This is a genomic window from Variovorax sp. LjRoot84 (genome assembly GCF_964254305.1).
Classification (GTDB): domain Bacteria; phylum Pseudomonadota; class Gammaproteobacteria; order Burkholderiales; family Burkholderiaceae_C; genus Variovorax.
On record NZ_CAXUTE020000002.1, the window covers coordinates 787,417 to 811,470 of the forward strand.

At 66.7% G+C, this 24,054-nt stretch carries 12 protein-coding genes and 1 pseudogene; 8 read left to right on the forward strand and 5 right to left on the reverse strand.

All coding sequences use genetic code 11. From position 1 onward, the window contains the following. Window positions 1-6 precede the first annotated feature (6 nt). The 5 genes and pseudogenes from ACSQ9I_RS34475 (at window position 7) to ACSQ9I_RS34495 (ending at window position 8,815) form a co-directional block, all read left to right on the forward strand. The gene (locus ACSQ9I_RS34475; protein ID WP_436316480.1) at window positions 7-1,782 is read left to right on the forward strand and encodes a type I secretion system permease/ATPase; all 1,776 of its coding nucleotides are present in this window, start codon (window positions 7-9) and stop codon (window positions 1,780-1,782) included. Beyond that, window positions 1,751-3,106 carry an HlyD family type I secretion periplasmic adaptor subunit gene (locus ACSQ9I_RS34480; RefSeq protein ID WP_436316481.1) on the forward strand — a complete coding sequence of 452 codons (1,356 nt, stop codon included), beginning with the start codon at window positions 1,751-1,753 and terminating at the stop codon, window positions 3,104-3,106. The genes ACSQ9I_RS34475 and ACSQ9I_RS34480 overlap by 32 nt, the downstream gene beginning before the upstream one ends. Window positions 3,107-3,176: 70 nt before the next feature. After that, window positions 3,177-4,454, forward strand: coding sequence for a TolC family outer membrane protein (locus tag ACSQ9I_RS34485; protein ID WP_436316482.1), 1,278 nt, complete (start codon window positions 3,177-3,179; stop codon window positions 4,452-4,454). 510 nt (window positions 4,455-4,964) lie between these two features. Beyond that, window positions 4,965-5,713: pseudogene (locus tag ACSQ9I_RS34490) on the forward strand (IS110 family transposase); the annotation flags it as partial. 153 nt (window positions 5,714-5,866) lie between these two features. Next, window positions 5,867-8,815 carry a Tn3 family transposase gene (locus ACSQ9I_RS34495; protein WP_436316483.1) on the forward strand — a complete coding sequence of 983 codons (2,949 nt, stop codon included), beginning with the start codon at window positions 5,867-5,869 and terminating at the stop codon, window positions 8,813-8,815. Window positions 8,816-8,915: 100 nt separating this feature from the next. Here ACSQ9I_RS34495 and ACSQ9I_RS34500 read toward each other — a convergent pair whose 3' ends face one another. The 3 genes from ACSQ9I_RS34500 to ACSQ9I_RS34510 form a co-directional block, all read right to left on the reverse strand. After that, on the reverse strand, window positions 8,916-9,098 hold the full coding sequence (locus ACSQ9I_RS34500; protein WP_436316484.1) for a hypothetical protein: 183 nt from the start codon (window positions 9,096-9,098) through the stop codon (window positions 8,916-8,918). Window positions 9,099-9,391: 293 nt separating this feature from the next. After that, complete coding sequence (locus ACSQ9I_RS34505) at window positions 9,392-12,619, reverse strand: autotransporter outer membrane beta-barrel domain-containing protein (RefSeq protein WP_436316485.1); 3,228 nt, start codon at window positions 12,617-12,619, stop codon at window positions 9,392-9,394. A gap of 165 nt (window positions 12,620-12,784) precedes the next feature. Then, window positions 12,785-13,105, reverse strand: coding sequence for a hypothetical protein (locus ACSQ9I_RS34510; RefSeq protein WP_436316486.1), 321 nt, complete (start codon window positions 13,103-13,105; stop codon window positions 12,785-12,787). Between the two features lie 257 nt (window positions 13,106-13,362). Between ACSQ9I_RS34510 and ACSQ9I_RS34515 the strand changes: the two genes are divergently transcribed. The 3 genes from ACSQ9I_RS34515 to ACSQ9I_RS34525 are packed head-to-tail and all read left to right on the forward strand — an operon-like array spanning window position 13,363 to window position 18,145. Continuing rightward, window positions 13,363-14,079 carry a response regulator transcription factor gene (locus ACSQ9I_RS34515; protein ID WP_436316487.1) on the forward strand — a complete coding sequence of 239 codons (717 nt, stop codon included), beginning with the start codon at window positions 13,363-13,365 and terminating at the stop codon, window positions 14,077-14,079. Window positions 14,080-14,137: 58 nt separating this feature from the next. Continuing rightward, window positions 14,138-15,796: a FecR domain-containing protein gene (locus ACSQ9I_RS34520; protein ID WP_436316489.1), complete on the forward strand. Its 1,659-nt coding sequence runs from the start codon at window positions 14,138-14,140 to the stop codon at window positions 15,794-15,796. A 24-nt stretch (window positions 15,797-15,820) separates the two neighbouring features. Next, on the forward strand, window positions 15,821-18,145 hold the full coding sequence (locus ACSQ9I_RS34525; RefSeq protein WP_436316490.1) for a CHASE2 domain-containing protein: 2,325 nt from the start codon (window positions 15,821-15,823) through the stop codon (window positions 18,143-18,145). 178 nt (window positions 18,146-18,323) lie between these two features. On the opposite strand, the gene ACSQ9I_RS34530 is transcribed toward ACSQ9I_RS34525, so the two are convergent. Together ACSQ9I_RS34530 and ACSQ9I_RS34535 are read right to left on the reverse strand one after the other, a co-directional pair. After that, entirely contained in the window at window positions 18,324-19,193 is an 870-nt protein-coding gene (locus tag ACSQ9I_RS34530) for an OmpA family protein (RefSeq protein WP_436316491.1), read from the reverse strand. 17 nt (window positions 19,194-19,210) lie between these two features. Then, window positions 19,211-24,004: an ESPR-type extended signal peptide-containing protein gene (locus ACSQ9I_RS34535; RefSeq protein WP_436316492.1), complete on the reverse strand. Its 4,794-nt coding sequence runs from the start codon at window positions 24,002-24,004 to the stop codon at window positions 19,211-19,213. Between the last annotated feature and the right edge of the window lie 50 nt (window positions 24,005-24,054).

The window sequence follows — 24,054 nt, forward strand, 5'->3', positions numbered from 1 at the left end:
GGCGCGATGAACGCGAAAGAAAAGACGAGTGATGCAGGCAGCGGCACGGCCTTGAAAGCGGCCCTGGACGCCTGCCGCGCCTCATTCATGTCCGCTGCATTCTTCAGCCTGTTCGTCAACCTGCTGATGCTGCTGCCTGCCATCTACATGCTGCAGGTCTACGACCGGGTGCTGACGAGCGGCAGCGAGTCGACGCTGCTCATGCTGACGTTGATCGTGGTGTTCCTGTTCATCCTGCTGGGTGGACTGGAGTGGCTGCGCGCACAGATCCTGATCGTTTCCAGCATGCGCCTGGACGCCCTGCTGGGCCCGAAGGTTCACGACGCGATCTTCACGCGCACGCTGACCAGCGGCGGGCGGCATGCCGACGCCCAGCCGCTGACCGACCTGGACCGGCTCCGTCAGTTTCTCACTGGCCAGGGCCTGTTCGCGATCCTCGACGCGCCATGGCTGCCCATCTATGTCGCAGTGATGTTCATGGTCCACCCGTGGTTCGGCGTCGCAGCCATCCTTGCGGCGCTGGTGCTGATGGTGCTCGCGGTCTGGAATGAGGTTGCGACCCGCGATCTGCTGCAAGACGCCAACAAGCACGAGACCAAGGCGAATCTGAAAACAGCGGCGCATCTTCGCAATATCGAGGTGATCGAATCGATGGGCATGTTGCCGCGCCTGCGCGAGCGTTGGTCCGAAGCGCACGACGCTGCCCTGCGTTCCCACAACCAGGCCAGCCGTCGCGCCGGTCTCATTTCGGCGCTGTCCAAGACCTTCCGCCTGACCGTCCAGACGTTGATCCTCGGTCTGGGCGCCTACCTGGCCCTGCGTCGCGACATCAGTGCAGGCGCGGTCATTGCCGGGTCGATCCTGTTGGGGCGCGCGCTGGCGCCGATCGACGCGCTGATCGGCAACTGGCGCGGCGTGGTCAGCGCACGCGCGGCCTATGGCCGCCTTTCGGCGCTTCTCGCGGCGACGCCCGATCGAGCTGCGCCGATGCCACTGCCAGAGCCCCACGGCGAGTACCGGCTCGACAAGCTCGTCATCCAGCCGCCAGGCGCACGCGCGCCGTTGATCGACGGACTGAGCCTCGTGATCGACGCCGGCGCCCAGGTGGGCGTCCTGGGCGCCAGCGGCGCGGGCAAGTCGACCCTGCTGCGCGCGCTGCTCGGGTTGCACAAACCGAAGTCCGGTGAATTGCGGCTCGATGGCGCAGAGCTCGACCAATACGAGCGCGAGTCGATGGGACGCCATATCGGCTACCTGCCCCAGGACGTCGAGTTGCTCGATGGCACCGTGGCCGAGAACATCGCCCGTTTCGGCGACGTGGACCCGGATGCAGTGGTGGCGGCCGCGGAGCTTGCAGGTGTGCACGCGATGATTCTCGGCTTCGCCGATGGCTACGAGACCCGCCTCGACAGCGGCTTCGTGCTGTCGGCCGGACAGCGGCAACGGGTGGCGCTGGCGCGAGCCGTGTACAAGGCGCCGAAGATCGTGATCCTGGACGAGCCCAATTCGAATCTCGACGAAGCGGGCCACACGGCGCTGCATCGCGCACTGCTGGAGCTGCGTCGCATGCGCAGCACGGTGGTGATCGTGACGCATCTGACCCATGTGCTGAGTCAGGTCGACCGAATCCTCCTGTTGGTGGAAGGCAAGCTGGCGCTGTACGGCCCGCGCGATCAGGTCACGTCGAAACTGCAGCAGGCCGCAGCGCGGGTCGCGCGGCCGGCCTCGGTCAGCAGGGCCGCGGACGCCCATGTCAGCATTGCAGGCGCGGCCAATGACTAACGCCAAAGCCCCGCCCGAATCCGCCGACGTCGCGGCCGAGCGGCGCTTGCGTCGCGTGGGCTTCGCCGTGGTCGCGGCCATCTTCGGGGGCATCGGTCTGTGGGCGGCATTCGCACCCTTGAGCAGTGCGGCCATCGGCACGGGCGTCATCTCGGTCGAGATGTACCGCAAGACGGTGCAGCACCTCGAAGGCGGCATTGTTCGCGAGATCAAGGTGCGCGACGGCCAGCTTGTTTCGGCGGGTGATGTGCTGGTGACGCTGGAAGACACACAGCCCAGGGCCGAGGTCGAGGCATTGCGTGGGCAACTGTTCGCGCTGCTCGCGCGCGAGGCCCGCCTCGTGGCTCAAAGGGACAGCCACTCCCAGGTGGTCTTCCCGAAGGAGCTGGCCGAGGCGCGCAGCGACCCGCGCGCCGCCGACGCCATGCAGGTGCAGTTGCAGACGTTCTTGGTCCGCAAGCAGTCACATGACGGTGAGGTCACGCTTTACCAACGACAGATCCAGCAACTGCGCGCCAAGGCCTCGGGGCTCGCGGCGCAAAAGAAAAGCCGCGACAGCCTGATTGCTTCCTACGAGAGCGAACGGGTCGATTTCGAGGCGCTGCTGAAGCAGGGATACGCCGAACGTCAGCGGGTGCGCGAGATGGAGCGCAACGTTGCGCAGACTCAGGGAGAACAGGGCTCGCTGGTGGCTGACCTGGCGGCCACCGAATTCCAGGTGAGCGAGATGCAGGTGAAGATCCTCCAACTCGGCAAGGAGTTGCAGCGCGAGGTCGCGAAGGAACTCGCCGAAGTGCAGGGCGAACTCTCGACCGTTCGGGAGAAGGTGCGCGCGCTCGACGACATGGTGACCCGAACCGTGGTGCGCGCACCTGAAGCGGGCATGGTGCTGGGCATGACCGTCCATACGCTGGGCGCGGTGATCAAGCCCGGCGAGCGCATCCTGGACATCGTGCCGCAGAACGCAAAGCTGGTCGTCGAGGCACAACTCTCGCCGCAGGACATCGACCAGGTGCGGATCGATCAGCTGGCCGAGGTGCGTTTTCCGGCATTCAAGCAGCGCGATCTTCCCCGCATCGACGGGCGCCTGATCTCCGTGTCGGGCGACCGGCTGTTTGATGACACCGAAGGCCGCAAGGTCCCCTACTACCTCGCGCGCGTTGAAATCTCCACCGGAAGCCTGCAGGCACTGACGAAGTCCAAGTTCGAACTGGTGCCCGGCATGCCCGCCGAAGTCCTGATCTACACGGGGGAGCGTACTTTCCTGAACTACCTGATTGCGCCGCTGACCGATACCGTGGCCCGCTCGTTCAGACAAGATTGAGCAAGGCACTGTCGTGATACTCCTCGCTTGCTGCACATCTTCACTGGTCCCACTGCTCACGATGTTCGTGTTGTCCACGCTGCCCGTGGCCTCGAGTGCACAGGGGCTTGCCGAGCTCTACCGCGCTGCGCTCAAGGGCAATCCCATGCTGAGGTCGCGCGAGTACGGCGTGGATCGCGCCCGTGCCGAGTCGGACGGCGCGCGCAGCCGCCTGTTGCCGCAGGTGCTGGCGCTGGGTGGGTTGTCACGAAACCAATACAACGATGCGACGACGATCGGCAACCAGCCCTATACCGGACGGCGCAACAGCTTGATCCTGCGGCAGAGCCTCTACGACCAAGCCTCGCGAAGCCGATGGGAATCGGCGCAGGCGACAGTCTTGCAGCGCGATCAAGAGTTGGCACTGGCCCGCCTGGCATTGTTCGACGAGGTGCTGGACCGCTATCTGGAAGCGCTCACGGCACAAGACGAACTTGAATGGCTGGCCGCAGAGTCGCAGGCGGCAACCCGTCAGGTCGATCGCCTGCGCGCGATGCGCGAACGGCAGATGGCCAAGGTCACCGACCTGGCCGAGGCCGAGGCCTACGCCCAGAGCCTCGTCACCCGCACGATCGACGCACGGAACAACCAGGCCGTGGCCCTTGCGCGACTGACGGAACTGTGCGGCATTGCCGTGACACAGGTGCCTTCGCTGAGCCGAACCAGCTTTGATGCGGTGCCTGGAACGCAGCAGGAGTGGGTCGACGATGCACTGCGCAGCTACCCGCGCTTGCTGGCCCTTGCGGAAGCGGTGGAAGCGGCTCGACGTGCCTATGCATCCAGCCGCGCTGAACATCTGCCGCACCTGGCAGCGACGATGTCGTACATCCATTCCGATCAAGGCTATGACAACCGTCGCCAGCCGCCCTACGACGTGGCGACCGTTGGCGTCGAATTGCGCGTGCCCATCTACGAGGGTGGAAGGGTCGACGCCTTGACGCGAGAAGCAGTCGCGCGCCAGGGGGCGGCCGAACAAGAGCTGGAGGCGGCAAGGCGCGAGGTCGAGCGGGAAATCGTCACCCACTGGCTGAGTGCCCGAGCAAACCATGCTCGCATTGGCTCGACGACGGCCGAAGTTCGTGCGTTTGAACAGACGGTGAAGGCGCAGGAAGTCGGGCTGGACCTCGGGGTGAGCCGGATCACCGACCTGCTCGATGCGCGCCGCAGGCTCTTCAAGTCGCGCGCCGAAGGAGCGAAGGCGCGTTACGACTACGTGCGCGACGTGGTGGCGCTGCGCATTCGCAGCGGCAATCTGACCGAAGACGATGTTGCCTTGTGGGACCGCTGGTTCGATTCCGGTGTTCGCTGAATGGGCGAACCCCATTCCGCTCTTCTACTCTGGCCCGCTTCGGCCTCGCTCCGGCCGAACGCGGCGGGGTTAAGGGCGACAAGCAGTGCGGATGCCCGACCTGAGGTCCAGTGCGCACGGCCGGCGATCATGTGTTGTCCTCCCTGCTCATGAGCCAGGACAGGACCAGCAGCAAGGGCACGTAGATGAACCACAGTTACGACGAGGGACATTTGGGCCTCCGCAAGCCCGGCGACCGCGTGCAAGGTGATGGAGGCCGGACATGAGCTCGAATCGTGCGCTGATCCGGGTCGGCCTGCAACAACACCGCCGCCAAATGCTGCTCTGGTCTCCCGCCCGTAGAGTGAACCCGAAGGTCGGCTTCAGGGCGTCGAATTCATCGCAGCGTAGTTCCGGATTGGGCCCGGAACGTCAGTTCGCGACCTTGAGAAGATGCTATGTGGGACTACCCGAGCGAGACCCGTTTGGTTAGAACGGGATTTCCTTAACTTCTTGGCAAAGGAGATGGAAATGTCGACAACCCAGGCAGTCCCACAAATCAAGGATACGGCGATCGCGGGCGACCTGTATATGAGCTTCGAGCTCGGCGACAAGTCCTGGAAGGTGACGGCGAGCGATGGTCACCGCGGCCCGAGCCGGTACAACGTGGAGGCCGGCGACACGGGCGCGGTTGCACACTGCATCAGCAAGGCTCGCGAGCGCTGCAAGCTCGAGGGGGCTCGGGTGCACTGGTGCTACGAAGCAGGCCGCGACGGCTGGTGGCTGCACCGCTGGCTGGTCGAGCAAGGAGTCGACAACATCGTGGTCGACTCCTCCAGCATCGAGGTGAACCGGCACGCCCGGCGGGCCAAGACCAGGCCAAGACCGACCGGATCGATGGCGACAAGCTGTTGGCGATGCTGCTGCGCCATCACCGCGGCGAGCGTGTGTGGTCGGTGGTGCACGAGCCCACGCCCGAGGACGAAGACGCGCGCCGCACGCACCGCGAGCTCGCCCGACTCACGAAGGAGCGCATCTCACACATGAACCGCATCGGCTCGCTGCTCGTGCAGCACAACCTGCGCCCGCACGTCATCATCGGCGGACGCGACTGGCCCGCCTGGTGGGCACGCCATGGCGAGCAAGTGCCGCCATTGCTGCGTGCCGAGATCGAGCGCGAGAGCGCGCGGCTGGCTCTGGTCAAGCAGCAGGTCAAGGTGCTGGAGGCCGAGCGGCGTGAGGAACTGGCCGACGGCAAGCAGCCGCTGGTGGCGCAACTGGGGGCGGTCGTACTTTCCGTGTAATTTGATACGGTTTCTCCGCAAAGCCTTTGCTGGCGCGGCTTCCGGGCCGCTGCGATGGTTTCCAGATCGTCTTGGATGGCAGGTTTGGTTGGCGCTGTAGAGTTCGCGGCCAACCATCAAGAATCGGTCATGTCCACCTACGCCTATCGCTTTGTCGGGCTGGAAAGTCTGCCCAACCGCCTGACGGATTTCGACCTCCAGCAGTTCTTCCAACTCAGCGCGGCCGATCTGGATGCCATACGCGAGCGGTTTCGATCTGCCCATCGGGTTGCGGGCGCGCTGCAACTGCTGTTCCTGCGGGCGTCCGGACGGCCGATGGACCGCTTCTCCGTGCTGCCTCGCAATCTGCTGCGGTATGTGTCCGAGACGCTTCAGGCTCCCTTGTTGACGATTGCGAGCCTGCGCAGCCTCTATGAACGCCGCCCCACGTTGTATGAGCATCAACAGTGGGCCAAGAATCATCTTGGTCTCAAGGATCTTGATGCCGAGAGCGAAGCAGAGCTCATGGGCGTCCTTGCGCTCCACGCGGCCGAGGCGGCTCATTCCGACGATCTCGTCACATCCGCCTGCCATTGGCTCTACGACCACCACATCCTGATTCCCGGTCCACGCCGCGTGCAGGACTGGGCACGTGGCGCCTTAGCCGCGATCGAGGCCCACATTCACAGCGCGATCGCTGGCGAGGTAACGCCTGCCGTATTGCAACACTGCCGTGAATCGGCCTACAGCCTGCGCCCGGTCGGTGAGGTCACCCATCTCGAATGGCTCAAGACCCCCTCGAAGCGGCACGGCCCGAGCACACTCAACGAAACCCTCGAAAAGGTCCGATACCTCAAGTCCCTGGGCGTACACGAGTGGCCGCTCCCCGGTGTCGCATTGCCCAAGCAGCGCGCCTATGCGCAGCAGGTGCAGGCGCGACGCCCAGCCAAGACGCGCGAACTCAAGGAAGCGCGACAGACCATCGAACTGGTGTGCTTCCTGCGCGTGAGCCTGCTCGAACTCACCGACATCGCGATGCAGCAGGGCATGCGGCGCAGTCAACAACTGTTTCGGGAGGCCACGCAAGAGGCGAGAGCGAGCCGAGATCGCTCGGACACCGTGGCGCGCAATCAAGCCCGCCTTGCACGCGACGTGCTGCGCGATCCGGCCAAAACCTTGGACGCGCGATGCGCCGAAGCCGACCAACTGCTGAGCAAGATGCTCGATGCGCCCCCAAAGAGCTTCGTATCCCAGGTGCGGAAGGCGTTGTCGATCGACAATCAGCGCGTCAAGGCGTTTCTGGGCGGTCTGAAGGATCTGGATTTCGGCGGTCTTGCCGCTGATCCGGGTTTCGAGCAACTGAGCGCGTGGCGCGAATTGCAGGCGGCCAAGGCGGCCGAACTCCCTGGCGACTTTGCGCTCCCCGATGTGGGCGTCGCCTGGCACGATCTCGTGTACGACGTCGACCCACGCTTCGGTCTGCATGCCTTCGCCGCGTGCACCATGATGTCGCTGCGCAAGAGCCTGAGGAACGGCCGCGTCTGGATCGATCATTCACTGAGCTTTCGATCGCGCGACCAGATGCTCATCGCGCCGGACGAATGGGCGCGAGACCGGGACAAGTACCTGGCCTTGCTGGGCTTGCCGGTCAACGTGGATGCTCTGCTCGATCCGCTTTTGGACAACCTGCGCGCCAGCGTCGCCGCGGTATCCGAGGCCTGCGAGAAGGGCGCCCTCGAGATCGGCGCCGACGACGGCATGCTGCATCTCCCCGCCGTGACGGCGCTCCCCGACGAAAGTGAGCCGCGCCGCTTGCGCGATTTGATCTACCAGAAGATCGGTGACGTGCAGTTTCCGGATCTCCTGCTGGAAATCGATGCCCTGTGCAATTACAGCGAAGCACTGCTTGGCCATCGTGCAGAAACCGTCGCCGAACTGCTCGCCTTGTACGCCGCCCTGCTCGCACACGGCACCGACATCGATGCCAAGAGCGTGGCGGCGATGATTCCGGGCCTGGACACGGCGCGCGTTTCCACCACCATGCGTGCGCTGGAAACCCTCGGACGCCTGCGCAGAGCCAACGAGCGCGTGGTTGAGTTTCAGGGCCGGGTGCCGATGGCGGCGCACTGGGGCGACGGCGCCAAGGCGTCGGCCGACATGATGTCGCTGGAAGCATCTCGCCACCTCTGGAGCGCCCGCACCGATCCCCGCCGGCGCACCTATGCCGCCGGCATCTACACCCACGTGCTGGACCGCTGGGGCATCGTGTACGACCAACCGATCGTGCTCAACGAGCGCCAGGCCGGCGTGGCGGTGGAAGGTGTCGAGCAGCACAACCGCAGCGAAGACCGCATCCGGCTGTCGCTGCTCGCCGTGGACACGCACGGCTACACGAACCCGGCCATGTCGATTGCCAAGTTGCTCGGCTTCGACCTATGCCCCCGCCTGCGCGATCTGGCCGAACGCAAGCTGTACCTTCCGCCCGGTTTCGCTGTGCCGGAGGGCATCGAGCGCGCGACGATCAAGCGCCTGTCGCGCAAGGCGATCCGCTCTGGATGGGACGAACTGCTGCGGGTGGTGGCGTCGATCCGGATCGGCAAGATTGGCGCTGATCTCGCGCTGCGCCTGCTTGGCAGCGCCGCGCAAGGGGACCCCGCGTACCGCGCGGCCGATCATCTGGGCCGGCTGCTGCGCAGCATCTTTCTGTGCGACTACGTCTCCATCCCCGACTTCCGGCGAGAGATCCATACGCTGCTCAGTCGCGGCGAATCGGTGCACCAACTGCAGCGCGCGGTGTATACCGGCAAAGTCGCCCCCGAGCGTGGTCGCCGGCGCGACGAGATGAAGGCGATCTCTGGCTCCCACGCGTTGTTGACGAACATCGTGCTGGCCTGGAACACCAGCCACATGAATGACGTCGTGGAACGATTTCGCAAGGATGGCATGAACGTCGAGGACACGTTTCTGCGCCGCATGGGACCGGTGCACTTCGGGCACATCAATTTCCGAGGCACCTTCCGATTCGGAATCGAAAAGTATGCGCAAGCATTGCTGCGACACCCCTCGGCCACGGGGGAGAAAATGCGCTCCAAAGCTTGATCTCAATCGGGGGGCACGATGCGTACCGAGCATCTCATGCCCAGCATCAAAGGACGATGCGATGGAATACGACAAAGCCAAGATCGAAGCGCTCCTGGCACTACTCGGCGACTTCGAGTTCGAGAACGGACGCGTGTGGAAGCGATAGCAGGAGCGGCACGCACCACCAGGTTTGCCGGTAGGCACGGCCCTTGTCCTTGCTGGCGCGGTAATGCATCTCGTCGCCGGCGATCAAGACGCCGCCGTCGCGCGCCTTGACCACCCGCGCGCTCACCAAGCGCATCAGTTCCTGATGACTGTGCGCCCGTTGTTGAGAACCCCGCTACGGTCATAGTTGCCGCGGGGCGCGTCCCAGACAGACCCCGCTGCTGCCTGCAATCTCGTGCCCAGCGAGGTGACGCATGAAGCCAGCGCGTTACCGCCCATCGGCAGCAATGAGTCAGACATGCTCGCTCAAGGAGCGCGCATGTCTCGTTGATTGCTTTTCGGACAGGGGGAGGAGATGCACCTGCTTCAACGTGTGTCCTGTGCGAGATACACCGCGCCAAGGATCGGCTCTTGGCGCGGCGCGCCCCCTCACCACTTCATGCGCAACCCGAGCGAGCCTTGCACGGAAGTCTTCACATCCGTGGCGCCGCCCGAGGCCCACAGCTTGCCGACTTCGCCGTAGACGCTGGTCGTCTGGTTCAGCGCCAGGGTGAGGCCGCCGGCCAGTTCGCTGACGGTAGAGCCGGTGCGGCTCGTGATGTCGGTCGTGGCGGCGGCTCCGATGAAGCGGACGACGTCGGCACCACCGCTTGCCTTGTAGACGTTGAATCGGCCGTAGGGCTGCAACGTGCCGAGGCCCGTGGCGATCTCGCCCTTCAGGCGCACGCCGACGCGCGCGATCCAGCCGTCGTCGCTGTCCTGCCGAACGCCCGCGCCGGAGATTGCGATGTCGTTCAAGCCGATGTGCTGGTGGATCAGCTGCAGCTGCGGCTCGATCTTCCAGCCGCTCTCGCCCATTGCGAAGGCCTGGCCCACTTCGATGGATGCCATCAGGCTGTCGCCCTTGCCCGCGCTGCGCAGAGTCGACAGCGGCTCGACGGTGTAGCGGTGCCGTCCGGCTTGCAGCACGGCATCGGCATAGAAGCCAGAATCGGCGGTCCAGGTGCCGTAGGCGCCCAGGTACTGGCTGCGCAGGTCGTTGGAGCCAACGGCCAGGTTGGCGACACCGCTTGCGAAGCCGCTGACCTTGACGCTGCCGTCAAGCTGGCCGGCATACACGCCGGCACGCCAGTTCGACGTGGCGAACAAGTCTGTGCCGGCCTGGAAGCCCTTGACGTTGCCATTGCTGTGGGGGCTGACGGTGCCTTGCTGGCGGATGTCGATGTTGGTGGCGATCGCACGGCCCCAGGTTCGGCGCTCAGTGCCGGTCGATGCGGGGCCGCTGGCCTTGACGTCGTCGTCGCCAATGCGCTGGTGCAGGTTGCCGATCATGGCCAGGTCCGTCTGGCGCACCTGGCTGGGCAGCGCGGAGAGCAACGGGACTTCGGCGCGATAGGTGGGCACTTGTACGGCGATCGTGCTTGTGCTGCCTGTCGATTCGCTCGAGCCTGTCGTTGCCGTCGCCGTGGTGGTCGATCGCAGGTACCAGCTCTCGCCAGCGCCGCTGGCGTCGGCGGCATACAAGCGGTACTCGTAGGCGCCCGCATCAACATGGCCGCCCGCAAGCGTGAACGCATCCTTGGTGGTCTGCGCGGTGGTGGTGGCGCCGTTGAGCGCGGAGACCACTTCGATGCCGTTGCCCGTCGTCAGTGCGCCCAGCCCGCCGAGCTGGGTAACCTGCACGCTGGTTCTGCCGCTGGCCGAGGCGCTCGCGCCGTTGAGCACCAGCCGGTCGCTCACGCTGGCGCTGTCGCCCAGGAACGTGCCGAGCCGCAGCACGCCGTTGTTGCCGACATAGGCTCCGTTGACGGTGAGGGTGGTGCCCGGTGCGGTGCCCACAAGCGAGACGGTGCCGCTGTTGGTGAGCGAGGCGACCGTCTGGCTGAAGCCAGCAAGGTCAAGCGTGGCACCGCTTTGCACGCTGTGCGCCGAGGCCGCGCTGAAGGTACCGGTAGCGCCGGCCTTCAGGGTGCCTTCGGCCACGTCGGTTGCGCCGGTGTAGCTGTTGGAGCCCGAAAGCGTGAGGGTGCCGCTACCCAGCTTGGTGATGAAGCCGCCGCCGCTGATGTTGCCGCTGAGCGTGGCGCTGAAGCTGCCGGTGTCGATCACTGGGTCGTTGTTGCCGGTCAGCACGACCGCGTTGGCGAGGTTCAGTCCGTCGGCAACGAAGCCGAGCGTGGTGCCGTCGTCCATCGCCAGCGCGCCGGTGCCCAGCGCCAGGTTGTTGCCGACGTTCAGCCGGCCCTGCTTGAGAGCGGTACCGCCTGCGTAGCTGTTGGCGGCGGTCAGCGTCGTGGTGCCGACGCCTTCTTTCACGAGCGAGCCGGTGCCGCTGATCGTGCCCGACAGCGTGAGTGCGTCCGAGCGGTTGACGACCAGCGTCGCGTTGTCGACGATGTTGCCTCTCACCGAGCCGGTGGTACCGCCATCGCCCAACTGCAGCACACCGGCGCTGACCGTGGTGGTACCCGTGAAGGCCTGATCCTGCGTCAGCGTGAGCGTGCCCGCGCCGGTCTTTTCGATGCCGCCCGTGCCGCTCACCAGTCCGGCGTAGGTTGCGCTGTCAGGCTGGGCGAAACGCACGAGCCCGTTGTCGGTGATCGCCGCCGGCGCGAACTGCGCGCTGCTCTGCAGCACGCCACCCGAACCGACGGTCATGCTGCCTGTGTAGGCGCTGTTGTCGGCCCCCAGGATGAGCGTTCCGCCAAGAACCGTGGTATTCGTAATGCCCGCTGGCGCCAGCGCCACATTGAAATTCCAGGTTCCGCTGTCGTTGATCAGCGTTTCGAATCCGGCGAGAGACAGCGGCGCGAAGGTGCCGGTCGCGTTGTTGTCGCTGTTGAGCGTGAGCAGGTCGGTGCCCGCACCGCCGCTGATGTTGCCGGTGATCGAGGCGCCCGTGTACCAGCGCAACGCATCGCTGCCACCGGCGAAGGCAAGCGAGCCGGTGAGACTGCCCCTGTTGGTGAAGTCGACGGCCATCGTGCCGCTGGCGCCGATGACGGTCGCAGTGTTCGAGTTCGTACCGGCTCCCGCGATGATCGCGCCGGTGTTCACGACGGTGTTGGCGCCGCTGTTCGCCTGGAACCAGATCGCCGTGTGCGCGGAGCTGATGGTGCCGTGGTTGGTGATGGTGTTTCCGCTGCCGACGGGATTGATGGCCTCGGAATTGGTGCCCACGCCGCTGGCGGTGACAGCCCCGCCCGCCTCGATGGTGACCGTGCTGTTGTTGTTGATCTCGATCGTGTTTGCACCGATGGATCCGTAGGGCGTTGCGCCGCCGTTGTTGGCGTTGTTCTGAACGGTGGCCCCGCTCTGCACGACGATGCTGGCTGTGTTGCCGACGCTGATGGCCGAGCTGTTGCCTGTGCTGACTGTCGCGCCCGAAGTGACCACGACCGCGGTGCCTGCCGGCGTCGCCGGTCCGGTGCCCACCGTGGCGGCCTGGTCGGTTCCCGTGCAGTTGATCGTGTTGGCGTTCGTGTCGGTCGTACACGCGGCCGCGGCCGGCAAGGAAGCCGCCGCCAGCAAAGTGGCCGCAAGCAGGACGACGCCCTGCGCGGCGGTGGTCGATCTCGCGTGTCCGCGTCCGAGTTCGGATGCAACGGCCCAAAGGGCGAGGGCGTCATTCCAGATGACGCGGAATATCCTGTTCATGACATGAGTCCTAGTGTTCGAGAGCAAATGGCGCACTTGAATGAACTGTGCGCGCGGTACTGTGGTGTGGCCGGTGCTGCGTGCCTCCCTAGCCGGGGGCGGCCTCTAATGCAGCGGCCTTTTGCGGATTGAAGATGCTGGTTTAGGGCAGTGAGCGGGTGGTGCTTACAAGCACTGCGTGCGCGGGTGAGCCAGTGTTCTGCCTGGGGAGCGACTCGCGAAGCGGTCCAGCAGGATGCGTCCGAGCCGAGTGATCTCGTCGACGGTCGCGGGCGATTGCGCGTGGCTGCGCTGGAGTCCGCCGGGCAGCCGTGCTGCGTCGGGGATGGCGGCCTTGATGGAGCCGCTCAGCTTCAGGATTCTCAATGTCTCGATTTCACCGTGGTCGGCGATACGGATGGGCAGCCTGGTGTTCGCCAGGCGCTGCAGCAGATCGATGGGGCGAGGAAACTCGTACATGCGTTGAAAGATTTCGGGATCACGCATCCGGACTGGGTGCGTCTATGGAGCGGAAATGTAGTGACCCGACCTGCGCTCCACAATCGAATTGACAATGCATGAGAATTGCCGCGCCCGACCGCTCTCGGATGCACCGCGCGAGCGGCAAATCCGGCACGAATTCGCAGCGAATTGACATTGCTTGACAATCCGCGCCCGCGAGAGTGCCTTCGAGCCCCTACACTTTGCGGCTTGTCGAAACTGGGCCCCGTCGCCGGGCAATCACTGGAAGGTCGAAGAAGAAAATGCGAGTTGCAGCACTGGACGACGACGTCGATCAGTTGGACCTCGTCAAGTGCACGTTGCAGGCAATCGGGCATGACTGCCATGTATTCGCCGAAGGCGCCGCATTGCGCCGCGAGCTGCAGCGCGAGACCTTCGATCTTCTCGTCCTGGATTGGCACCTGCCCGACATCACCGGACCGGAGATCGTTCGCTGGGTCCGGGCCAATCTGCAGGACCGCATCCCCATTCTTTTCGTGACCAACCGCCATGAAGAGCGCGACATCGTCGAGGGACTGGCGGCGGGAGCGGACGACTTCATGGTCAAGCCCATGCGCGTCGGCGAGCTGGCCGCTCGCGTGCGTGCGCTGCTGCGGCGCGCCTACCTGGACGCGCAGCCGGAAGAGCAGGTCTGGGGGCGCTACCGCTTCGTGCTCGGGAACCGGCACCTGGAGATCGATGGCAGGCCAGTTGCGCTGACGCAGAAGGAGTTCGATCTCGCCTTGTTCCTGTTTCGCAACTCGGGGCGCCTGATTTCGCGGCAGCACCTGCTGGAGACGATCTGGGGCGCGAGCAATCCGCCGGGAACCGAACTGATGTCGCGCTCCCTGGACACGCACATCTCGCGTGTGCGCAAGGTGCTCGGCCTGCGCCCGGAAAGCGGCTACCGCCTGGCCTCGATCTACGGACAGGGCTATCGATTCGAAATGCTCGGCGCCGATGACAGCCATGCCGGCTGAGCGTACGGCGCGGGCCGCACGCTGCAGGGCATGGCGCATCGGGCGATGGATTGCGAGCATGCTGCTGGCGCTGCATGCCGCGCTGGCCTTCTCCCAGCCCCAGCCCACCGCGCTGCCGGATCTGGTTCATGCGGTGCAGGCGGGCGAAACCCTGTTCGGCCTGACCGAGCGCTACACGGGCCGCTCCGATCGTTGGCCCCTGATACAGCGGCACAACGGCATCGCGGATCCACATCATCTCGATCCGGGCACCCGGGTGCGCATTCCCGCCGTGCTGCTGGCCGCTGCCCCCAGCTTTGCGACGGTGGCCTACGTCACGGGCGAGGCTCGCCAGTTCGCCGCGCAGGATCAGCGGCCCGAGCCCCTGCAGGCGGGCGCACGGTTGGCGGAGGGCACGCGCATCGAGGTCGGCGCCGATGGCTATGTACGGCTCCAAATGGGCGACGGCTCGCTGGTGCGCATCCCTGCGAATTCGCGGGTGCGACTGGTCGGTGTGCGGCAGCAGGAGGCCTTGCATGCCAGCGAGACCCTGATCCAGCTCGAAGCAGGCCGCTTGGATGCCTCCGCGCAGCCGCAGCGCAGCCCCTCCAGCCGCTTCGAGATCCGCACGCCGCTGGCGGTGGCCAGCGTGCGCGGCACCGAGTTCGGCGTGGCCCTGCAGCCCGATACCGGCGTCACCGGCGAGGTCACGCAGGGCGCCGTGGACCTGAAAGGCCTCGGGCCCGATGCGGGCCGGCGCGGCATCCGGCAGCAACGGCTTCGAGCGGGAGAGGGCGCGCGCGTGAGCTCCACCGGCGTGGCGGGGCCCGTGCGCAAGCTGCCGGTTGCGCCCGACCTGGCAGGTCTGCCCTCGACCGTGACCGACCTCGACTTCGTTCGCCTGCCGCTGCCTGCTGTCCCGGGCGTTGCGGCCTACCGGGTCCGAATCGCCAGGGACGAGGCGATGGAGCAGGTGGTGCGCAATGGCGCGTTCGGGGGCGCCGAGCTGCAGTTCGCTGGCCTCGAGGACGGCAACTATACGGTCGGTGCACGCGCGGTGGACGCCGAAGGACTTTCGGGCCTGGAGAGCAGGCGTGCGCTTCGCGTCAAGGCACGGCCGGTGGCGCCGCTCTCGCAGCGACCATCGCCTGGAGAGAAGATCGTGGGCAGCACGGTCGAGTTCAGCTGCACCCAACCCGCCGGCGTTTGGCGCTTCAGACTGCAGGTCGCAAGCGATGAGGCCTTCGGGGCCCTGCGGCTCGACGATGAGGCCCTCTCTGGATGCCGGCGCGCGGCCCCCTTGCCCCCTGGCCGCTATTTCTGGCGTGTGGCGTCCGTGGGCCTGACGCCGGACGGAAGTCCGGATCAGGGACCCTTCAGCGCGAGCCAGCGTTTCGAAATGGTGGAGCCGCCTCCGGTGCCGGCGCCCAGGGTAGGCGGCGAAGACGGCGCACTGCAGATCTACTGGACCGCGGTGCCCGGCTTCCGATATCACGTAGAGGTCTCGCGCGAGCGCGACTTCGCCGAGCGCGTGCACGACGTGACGCGATCCGAAGGCTTCCTGCATCTGAAGGATCTGCCGCCCGGCACCTACTACGTGCGAATGCAGGCGATCGCGCCCGAAGGCGAGACCGGCGCCTTCTCTCCGGCCCAGGCCGTGCGAATCGACGCCGTGCTGCACGACGCCGGCGGCGGCACCGTGCGCGATGGCGGCGGCCGGCCCATCGGCCGGCAGTAGCTGCGCCACAGCTTGCCGCGAACCATGCTGAACCGCCGCCTCTTCGCCGCAGATCGTCGCCTGCCCTGGCGCCGGTTCGAATGGCTGGCGCTGGCGATCGTCGTCGCGGGCCTGGTGCTCGCCCTGGACCGCTCCGGCTGGTTGCAGGGGCCGAACCGATCGCTTCAGGACACGCTGATGTTCCTGCAGGCGCGCCCGGTCGATCGCAGCGAGGTGGTCATCGTGGCCATCGACGACAAGAGCGTGGCGGCCCTGGGACGATGGCCGTGGCGGCGCTCCTTCCATGCCAACCTGATCGACCGCATCGACAAGGACGCGCCCGCTGCCATCGGCATCGACCTGCTCTTCATCGAGCCGGAACAGCGCTTCCCCGCCGACGATGCCGTGCTGACCGCCGCGGTGTCACGCAGCGGCAAGGTGGTGCTCCCGCTGATGATGCAAAGCCACAACACGGAGCCCTTCATCGTCGAGCCGCTGCCCGCGCTGCGCCGCGCTGCCGCAGCGCTGGGGCATGTGCACCTCGCCGTCGACGACGACGGCGTGGCCCGCAGCGTGTACCTGCAGGAGGGGCTCGCCGGCGGCCAGTGGGATCACTTCAGCCTCGCCATGCGCAAGATTGGCGATGCCGGGCCGGGCTCCGCGCAGGCCGAGTCCGATGCGGCGAGCAGCGGTGCGGACGGCGTTCCCGCCTGGCAACGCTCGCGCAGGATGATCGTGCCCTTCGCGGGTCCGCCGGGGCACTTTCGGCAACTGTCCTACGTCGACGTCCTGGACGGCGCTGTGGCCCCGGGAGCCTTCAAGGGCAAGTACGTGCTGATAGGGGCCACAGCGGCCGGCCTGGGCGACCTGTACACCACGCCGGTCTCGGGCCGCTCGAAGCTGATGTCCGGCGTCGAGTTCTCGGCCAACGTGCTCGACAGCCTGCTGAGCCGGCGCAGCATGGCCCCGCTGCCCGGATGGCTCAACGCGGCGCTCAACGTTCTTCCCGTGCTGCTGGCGCTGGCGGGCATGGCCTTCATCGGCCCCTTTCCGGCGCTGTTGCTGACGCTGGCGATGATGGCGCTGCCCCTGGCCGCGGCCGCGGCCGCTGCATCCTTCGGCGTTCAGTTCGCGCCGGTAGCAGGCATGCTCGGCGTGGGCGTGGGCTACGCCTTGTGGAGCTGGCGAAAGCTCGACGTGGCCTCGCGCTATCTCGTGGACGAGTTGGGCCGGCTGCGTCGCAGCGGGCGCATGGGGGCCCTGTCCAGCAGCGCCCCCGCTTCGGGCGATTTCCTGGGCCGCCGCATCGACGCGCTGCGGCAGGTGGCCGAGCAATTGAGCAACCTGCAGCGCTTCGTCAGCGACAGCCTGGAAGGCCTGCCCGACGCGACCCTCGTCTGCGACCGGGCAGGGATCGTGCTCCTTGCCAACGCCGCAGCGGGCCGTCATTTCGGTGCCGACTCCGGCGCCGGGCTGCAGGGCGCCCCGGCTGCCGCCCTGATGGCGGACGTGCTGTCGCAGTTAAATCACCAGCCGGTCGTCAGCGCCGCCAGCCTGGCTGCGGCGCCCGCGACGGTCTCTGCGGCCGCGCGCGACGGGTCCGAGCGCGACCTGCTGGTCAAGCAGGCGCCCTCGTTCAGCGGCGGCGGCGAGCACCTCGGGTGGATCGTCTCGCTGGTGGACGTGACCGCGATCCGCCAGGCCCAGCGCCAGCGGGACCATGCGATGCGCTTCCTGAGCCACGACATGCGCGCACCGCTGGCTTCCATCCTCACGTTGCTGAGCTTGCAGCGGCAGAGCCCATCGGCGATGACGCAGCTGCAGTTTCACGAGCGCATCGAGCGCCATGCGCGCAAGGCGCTGGGCCTCGCCGACGATTTCACGCAGCTGGTCCGGGCGCAGTCGAGCAGCTATCGGGTCGAGCGCTACAACCTCGTCGATGTGCTGCTCGAGTGCGTCGACGATGCGTGGGAAGCGACGCGCCGGCATGGCGTGCGCATCACCATGGCGCCTTCGCCGGAGGAGGCGCACAGCGTGATCGACCGGGAGCTCGTCGCGCGCGCCATCGGCAATCTGCTAGGCAACGCGCTCAAGTTCTCGCCGGCGGGATCGTCGATTACCTGCGCCGTCGAGCCGCTCCCGCTCGAGTGGGCGGTGCTGGTGCAGGACCAGGGGGAGGGAATCGGCGAGGACCTGCAGGCCCGATTGTTCGAACCTTTTTCCAGGGGAAGGACTGGCGACAACGTCGAGGGAGCGGGCCTCGGACTGGCCTTCGTCAAGACCGTGGCGCAACGGCATGGCGGTAAGGTGCTGCTGGACAGTGCGCCTGCGCGCGGCAGTACGTTCCGTCTCGTCCTGCCCCGGGCTTGATCACGCGTTCCCTCAGGGCTCCCGCGCAGCGCGTTGGTACAGCACGGTCGCATCATCCTCGCGCGCTCTTCAACAGCTCAGCGCATCTGGGCGGCGGAAACGCCGGTGGCCCTCCGGCAAACTTCTCATCACAAACTTCGCGTACTCGCTGCACGAGGAGCATGATCTACCACGAAGTTCAACGCCCCTCGAATACCTCGATCTCGACGCGCCGATTCGGCGCCAGGCAGGCGATGAGATCCTCGCGCTTCTTCTGCTCGCATTGCACCCTGGGCTCGGCTTCGCCCTTGCCCATCACTCGGATCAAGCTCGCGTCGATGCCATTTTGGACGAGGACATCGCGGACGGTGCTGGCGCGCGCCATCGACAGCGCTTGGTTGTAGCTGCCAGTGCCGAGCCGGTCGGTATGGCCAGTCACCACGACGGAATCCAGCGACCGGCCGTCGCGCTTGATTTCGCTCACCAATGCCTCGAGCTTGCCGCGCCCTTGCGGAAGCAGGTCTGCCGGTGATCCACCATCGAAGCGGAAGAGCCCATCCGCGCCAAGCGTCACCTTGCGCTGCGGGGACGTAGTGGCAGCAACGGGCGTGGGCTTGGCTGCCGGCGGATCCATCCGCTGCGCGCATTCCCGTTTGTTCCAGTACATCCCGCTGGTCAGCACGTCGTCGTTGAAGCGAACCATGTACTGGCAGGTGATGTACTCGGGGCCGCTGCCCGTACGAAAGTGGAAGATGTAGTTCCATGTGCGAACGCCGCCCAGTCCCTCGCTGAAGTGCGGCCAGCTCAGCAACTGCCGCACCTGATCCTTGCCCATGCCTGTCCGCATGGCGCGCAATGCTTCCAGGCTGGGGAATGCGCCCTCCTTCCATTTGGCTGACTCGACCGCAGGAAAGTCCTCGGGCGCGGGGGGCGATGACTGGGTAGAAGCCGCGCGCTTCTGTGCGTCAGGATCGATGGAGTGGCCAGGGCCTGCGCAGCCCATGAGTGCCATCGTGGCACCAGCGGCCACCATCGCACTTGCCCGCAGGATGAACGATTTGCTCTTCATGTGTTCTCTTCTCGATCTCAGTTGAATACCCACTCGGCACCGACGGTCGCCGCGGGGCCGGCGCGGCTCAGACCGACGCCGCCCGTCACGCTCCACCCGTTGTTCTCTGCGGTGCGGCGGAAGCTCACGCCGACCGCGCTCTCGCCCTTGAAGACGCCGTAGCCGAGGCGCATCACGGTCTTGCCCGGCACATAGCTGCCGGGCATTTGCACCGCCATGGCGGCCGCAACGCCAGCATAGGCATTGCGCGCGACGCCATGCAGCTCGTTGCCCAGCGCATTGACGCGCGCATCGGTGTAGGCGGTGGAAGCGGCCGAGGCGCTTCGCAGTTGGTTGACGTTGACCGCATCGTTGCCCGCCACGCCGTCCGCGACGTTGTGGAGGGTCACTGGGGCGTTCGTGTTCGTGCCGCCCAGCTTCACGCTGTTGTAGTTGGTGGTGCCGTCGGCATTGGTCTCGTACTTCACTGCGGATTGGTCGATGCTGGCCACCGTCGTCTGCACCGCCTTCAACTGCGACACGTTGACCGCGTCGCTGTCCAGCGAACCCGCCGCCACCCCGGTGATCTGGCGGAACTGGCCATTGGAAGCATCGCCCACCGACACCGCAGACAGCGTGCTGGTGGTCGCGTTGATGGCTGCGGTCTGCGAGGTGGATGCACCCGTAGGCACATAGCCGGCCGCACCGGCCGCAGTGGAAGCGACCGAGCCGGCGCCCAATGCCACGCCGCCGGCCTGGCTCACGCTGGTGCCCGCGCCGAGCGCAACGCCCTGTACCGCTGCGGCAGAAGACTGGGTGCCGAGCGCGATGGAGTCTGCCCGGTGCGAGGTCGCACCCTGGCCGATGGCCACGCCGCCCGGGGCGGTCTGCTGCACCACCGCGCCATCGCCGATGCCGACGCCGCTGTTGCCGTTGACCACCGTGCGCGGGCCGACCGCCACCGATTCGGCACCGATGGCCAGCGAGTCCATCGCGGTCGAATTGGCGTGGAAGTACTGGAGCGGCGTGACCGCAAAGGATTGCAGCGCACCGCTGAGCTGGCGCACCGTGACGGCGTCCTGCGATTGCGTGCCGTCGGCCACGTTGGTGATCTGGCGGTAGGTGGTCGCACTGCCGACGGAGACTGCGCCCAGCAGCGTCCGGTCGGTCGTGTTGAACGGAATCAGCGAGCTGCCTGCGGGGATGTCGCCGGTGCTGCCTGCGACGGCGCGGTCGGACACGGAACCCGATCCCAGCGCGACCGAGCCGGCGACGGTTGCGGAAGAATCCGCACCGACCGCAACGGCGCTGCCGGCGGTGGTCGCGGCGCCGCGGCCGACAGAGATGCTGTCGACCGCCGTGGCGGACGCATCCTTGCCCATGGCCATGGCGTCGGCGCCCGTCGCGCCGAGGTTGTTCTCGTTGCCGCCGCCCGTCGAATTGACGCTGTAGTACTCGATCCGGCTGGCTTCGACGGTGTTGCTCAGGTTCTCGATCGACTGGTTCGTTGCGTACAGCTGCGAGCCGTTGATGGCATCGGTGCTGGTTGCACTGATCCGGCCCGCGGCCAGGTTGGTGATCGTGCGCTCGGCGCCGACCGATCCCACGCTCACCGTGCCGATCGGTGCGGTGCCGGCGAAGTTGTAGGTCGTGCCGTCGATCACGGTGCTGGCCGTGCCGACCGCCGCTGCCGTCGTGGAGCCGGAGCCCAGCGCCACGTCACTCGCATTGTTGGCGACCGCATTCGGGCCGATGGCGACGGAATTCGTCCCGAGGGCCTGCGAGTCGGGCAGGGTCGAGTTGGCGTGGAAGTACTTGATGCCTGCGCCGGTGTTGATGTCGCCGATCGTGTTGTTGAGATTGGTGATGGCGGTCGTGTTCGCCGTCACCTGCTGGTTCGTGGCGAACAGCTGCGAGCCGTTGATGGCGTCGGTCGAGCTGGCGTCGAGCCGGCCCGCCGCCACATTCGTGATGGTGCGCTCGGTGCCCACCGCGCCGACGCTGACCGTGCTCGTCGGCGTGGTGCCGGCGAAGTTGTAGGTGGTGCCGCCGATCACGGTGCTGGCCGTGCCGACTGCCGCCGCCGTCGTGGAGCCGGAGCCCAGCGCCACGGCGTTTGCGTTGTTCGCCACCGTGTTCGGGCCAATGGCGACGGAATCCGTCCCGAGGGCCTGCGAGTCGGGCAGGGTCGAGTTGGCGTGGAAGTACTTGATGCCCGCGCCGGTGTTGATATCGGTGATCGTGTCACCGAGGGTGGTGATGTCGGCCGTGTTCTTCGTGACCTGCTGGTTCGTGGCGAACAGCTGCGAGCCATTGATCGCATCGGTGGAGGCGCCGGAAATCCTGCCGGCGGCCACGTTGGTGATGGTGCGCTCCGCACCCGAAGCGCCGACGCTGACCGTGCTCGTCGGCGTGGTGCCGGCGAAGTTGTAGATGGTGCCGCCGATCACGGCGCTGGCCGTACCGACTGCCGCCGTCGTCGTGGAGCCGGAGCCCAGCGCCACGTCGCCAGCGTTGTTCGCCACCGCCGTGTCGCCGAACGCGACCGCGCCCGCAGCCAGCGCGCTGCTGGTGCTGCCGATCGCGACGCTGCCCTGGCCAACCACGGTGTTCTGGAAGCCGATGCCGACCGCGCCCTGCGCCGCCGTGCCCGCGACGCTCACCGCCTGGCCGCCACCGCCGACCATATTGGTATTGCCCATCGCCACGGAACCGTTGCCGGTGGCCGTGTTGTCCAGGCCGCTCGCGACCGCGCCGTTGCCGGTGGCGGTGTTCGGGTCACCGATCGCAACCGCGCCGTTGCCGCTGGCGACGTTGCCGGAGCCGATGGAAACCGCGCGACCTCCAGTGGCGGTGGCGTTGGTACCAATCGCAACCGCTTCGGCCGAATCCGCCCGGGCATTGCTGCCGACCGCGATGGTGTTCAAGGCCGAGGCGCTGGCCAGACGGCCGACTGCGATCGCCTCCGTCTGGGTGGCGGACGACTCTCCGCCAATGGCGATGGCATTGGTGCCCGCCGCGTTGGCGCCCGCGGTCGCGTTGCCGCCCAGCGCCACAGAACCTGCGCCCGAGGCGCGCACGGCGGTCGCGACGCTGGTCCCGCCCGAGCCGAGCGCGGTGGCGTTGTCGGCAGCCGCGTTGGCCCGGGTACCGAGCGCAAGTGCGTCGACGCCGGCAGCGCGGGTTAAGACACCCATTGCGACAGCGCGAGTCTGGGACGCCTCCACGTCTGTGCCGACGGCGATGGCGCCCGCCGCCGTGGCGCCCGTTCCTGCAACCGTGCGCGCGCCAAGATTGATGGAATTTACCTCGGAGGCGATCGACTGGAAGCCCATCGCGATGGCGTTCCGCCCGCCTGCGTTGGCGCTGCTGCCTTGCGCGACGGCATCCAGTGCGGAAGCGTTTGCCTGGGAACCGATGGCGATCGCGTTGCCCACGCTCGCATTCGCGTTCAGGCCGATCGACGTCGTCGCGTTGCTCGCGACGCCGATGCCTGCGTTGGTGCCGATGGCGATATTGTCGTTGCCGCTTACCAGGCTGCCTGCCGCAGCGTCCAAGGTGACATCGTAGGCGACCGTGCCGTCGCCTGTGCCGAAGGCGACATTGCGCGTTCCCGTGACGCCCGAACCCGCGCCCCGCATCGCGCTCGCAATGCCTCCGCCCAAGGCGGTGTTCTGCGCGCCGCTGACCAGCGTTCCGGCGGCAATGCCCACTGCGACCGAACCCGTATTGGCGACCGTCGAGCCCGCACCGGCACCCTGGCCGACCGCAACTGTGCTGGCCCCGATTGCGAGCGCTTGCGCTCCGAGCGCAAGCGAACTATTCCCTTCCGCCCGAGCGCCGTTCCCGACGGCGGTGGCTGCGGCGTTGGTTGCCGCTGCCAAACGGCCGCCGGCGAACGCATTGGCACCGCTGGCGTCGGAGCCAGAACCTATCGCAGCGGAATTCCCGCCACTGGCGTTGGCGAAAGAACCCAGTGCGCTGGCGCCGACTCCAGTGGCCTCGGCGGATGCGCCAACTGCGGTCGCATTGGTGCTGCTCGCGACCGTGCCACTTCCGAGTGCGCTGGAGTTAATCCCGCTGGCTGCGGCGGTGCCGCCGATGGCTGCACCACCATCGGCGCTCGCATTGGCGGCAGTGCCGACCGCAACGCTGGAATTGGCGAGAGAACGCGAGTTAACGCCGATTGCGATGGCGTTGGGCACAGCCGAATTGCCGGTATTGCCGGCGAGCGCGCCCAGGCCGAGTGCGAGGGATTGGTTGCCCACGGCTCTGGATTGGGTGCCAATGGCAACGGTATTGCCACCACTAGCCGTCACATCCGTGCCGATTCCGATGGCGCCGTCAGCCAGCGCACCGGTGCCGGCGGCGGTGCGCGCGCCCAGATAAATGGAGTTGATGGCCGAGGAATGCGCCTGGAAACCTACCGCGATGGCATTCAATCCCAAGCTATTTGCGTCAAAGCCTACTGCGACCCCGCCGCCGGTAGTGACGGTCGCTTGAGAGCCCAGCGCGGTAGCCCCCTGCCCCGATGCAGCGGCTCCAGCGCCCATGCATGACGCGGTGCCGGCGTACTCGTCCCACGGCGAGGTATCGCAGGTCACAACATTCTGCGCCTGCGCCGACATGGCCCATCCCATCCCGCCCATCGCCACCAGCGCGCTCATGATCCCCGAGCGCAGGCGACCCAACCGGGGCGGTGCAATAGCGCCAGCTGCGCCGGCCACCGCCACGCGGCTGCCGCCGCGCTTGCCGCGGGCCCGAGTGGTCTCGGGCGCAGCGATCCAAGCGCCAATGGATTCGTTCCAGATGGAGAAATAGCTTTCGTTCATGGCCCCGACTTATAAAAGCGATAGTATCAAAGTGTTACAGAAGCAACTTT

Excerpts from the sequence above, each read along its gene's own strand:
- ACSQ9I_RS34475 (WP_436316480.1), top strand. The coding sequence starts at position 7 with ATGAACGCGAAAGAAAAGACGAGTGATGCAGGCAGCGGCACGGCCTTG.
- ACSQ9I_RS34480 (WP_436316481.1), top strand. The coding sequence starts at position 1,751 with ATGTCAGCATTGCAGGCGCGGCCAATGACTAACGCCAAAGCCCCGCCC.
- ACSQ9I_RS34495 (WP_436316483.1), top strand. The coding sequence starts at position 5,867 with ATGTCCACCTACGCCTATCGCTTTGTCGGGCTGGAAAGTCTGCCCAAC.
- ACSQ9I_RS34500 (WP_436316484.1), bottom strand. The coding sequence starts at position 9,098 with ATGCGCTTGGTGAGCGCGCGGGTGGTCAAGGCGCGCGACGGCGGCGTC.
- ACSQ9I_RS34505 (WP_436316485.1), bottom strand. The coding sequence starts at position 12,619 with ATGAACAGGATATTCCGCGTCATCTGGAATGACGCCCTCGCCCTTTGG.
- ACSQ9I_RS34510 (WP_436316486.1), bottom strand. The coding sequence starts at position 13,105 with ATGCGTGATCCCGAAATCTTTCAACGCATGTACGAGTTTCCTCGCCCC.
- ACSQ9I_RS34515 (WP_436316487.1), top strand. The coding sequence starts at position 13,363 with ATGCGAGTTGCAGCACTGGACGACGACGTCGATCAGTTGGACCTCGTC.
- ACSQ9I_RS34520 (WP_436316489.1), top strand. The coding sequence starts at position 14,138 with ATGCTGCTGGCGCTGCATGCCGCGCTGGCCTTCTCCCAGCCCCAGCCC.
- ACSQ9I_RS34525 (WP_436316490.1), top strand. The coding sequence starts at position 15,821 with ATGCTGAACCGCCGCCTCTTCGCCGCAGATCGTCGCCTGCCCTGGCGC.
- ACSQ9I_RS34530 (WP_436316491.1), bottom strand. The coding sequence starts at position 19,193 with ATGAAGAGCAAATCGTTCATCCTGCGGGCAAGTGCGATGGTGGCCGCT.
- ACSQ9I_RS34535 (WP_436316492.1), bottom strand. The coding sequence starts at position 24,004 with ATGAACGAAAGCTATTTCTCCATCTGGAACGAATCCATTGGCGCTTGG.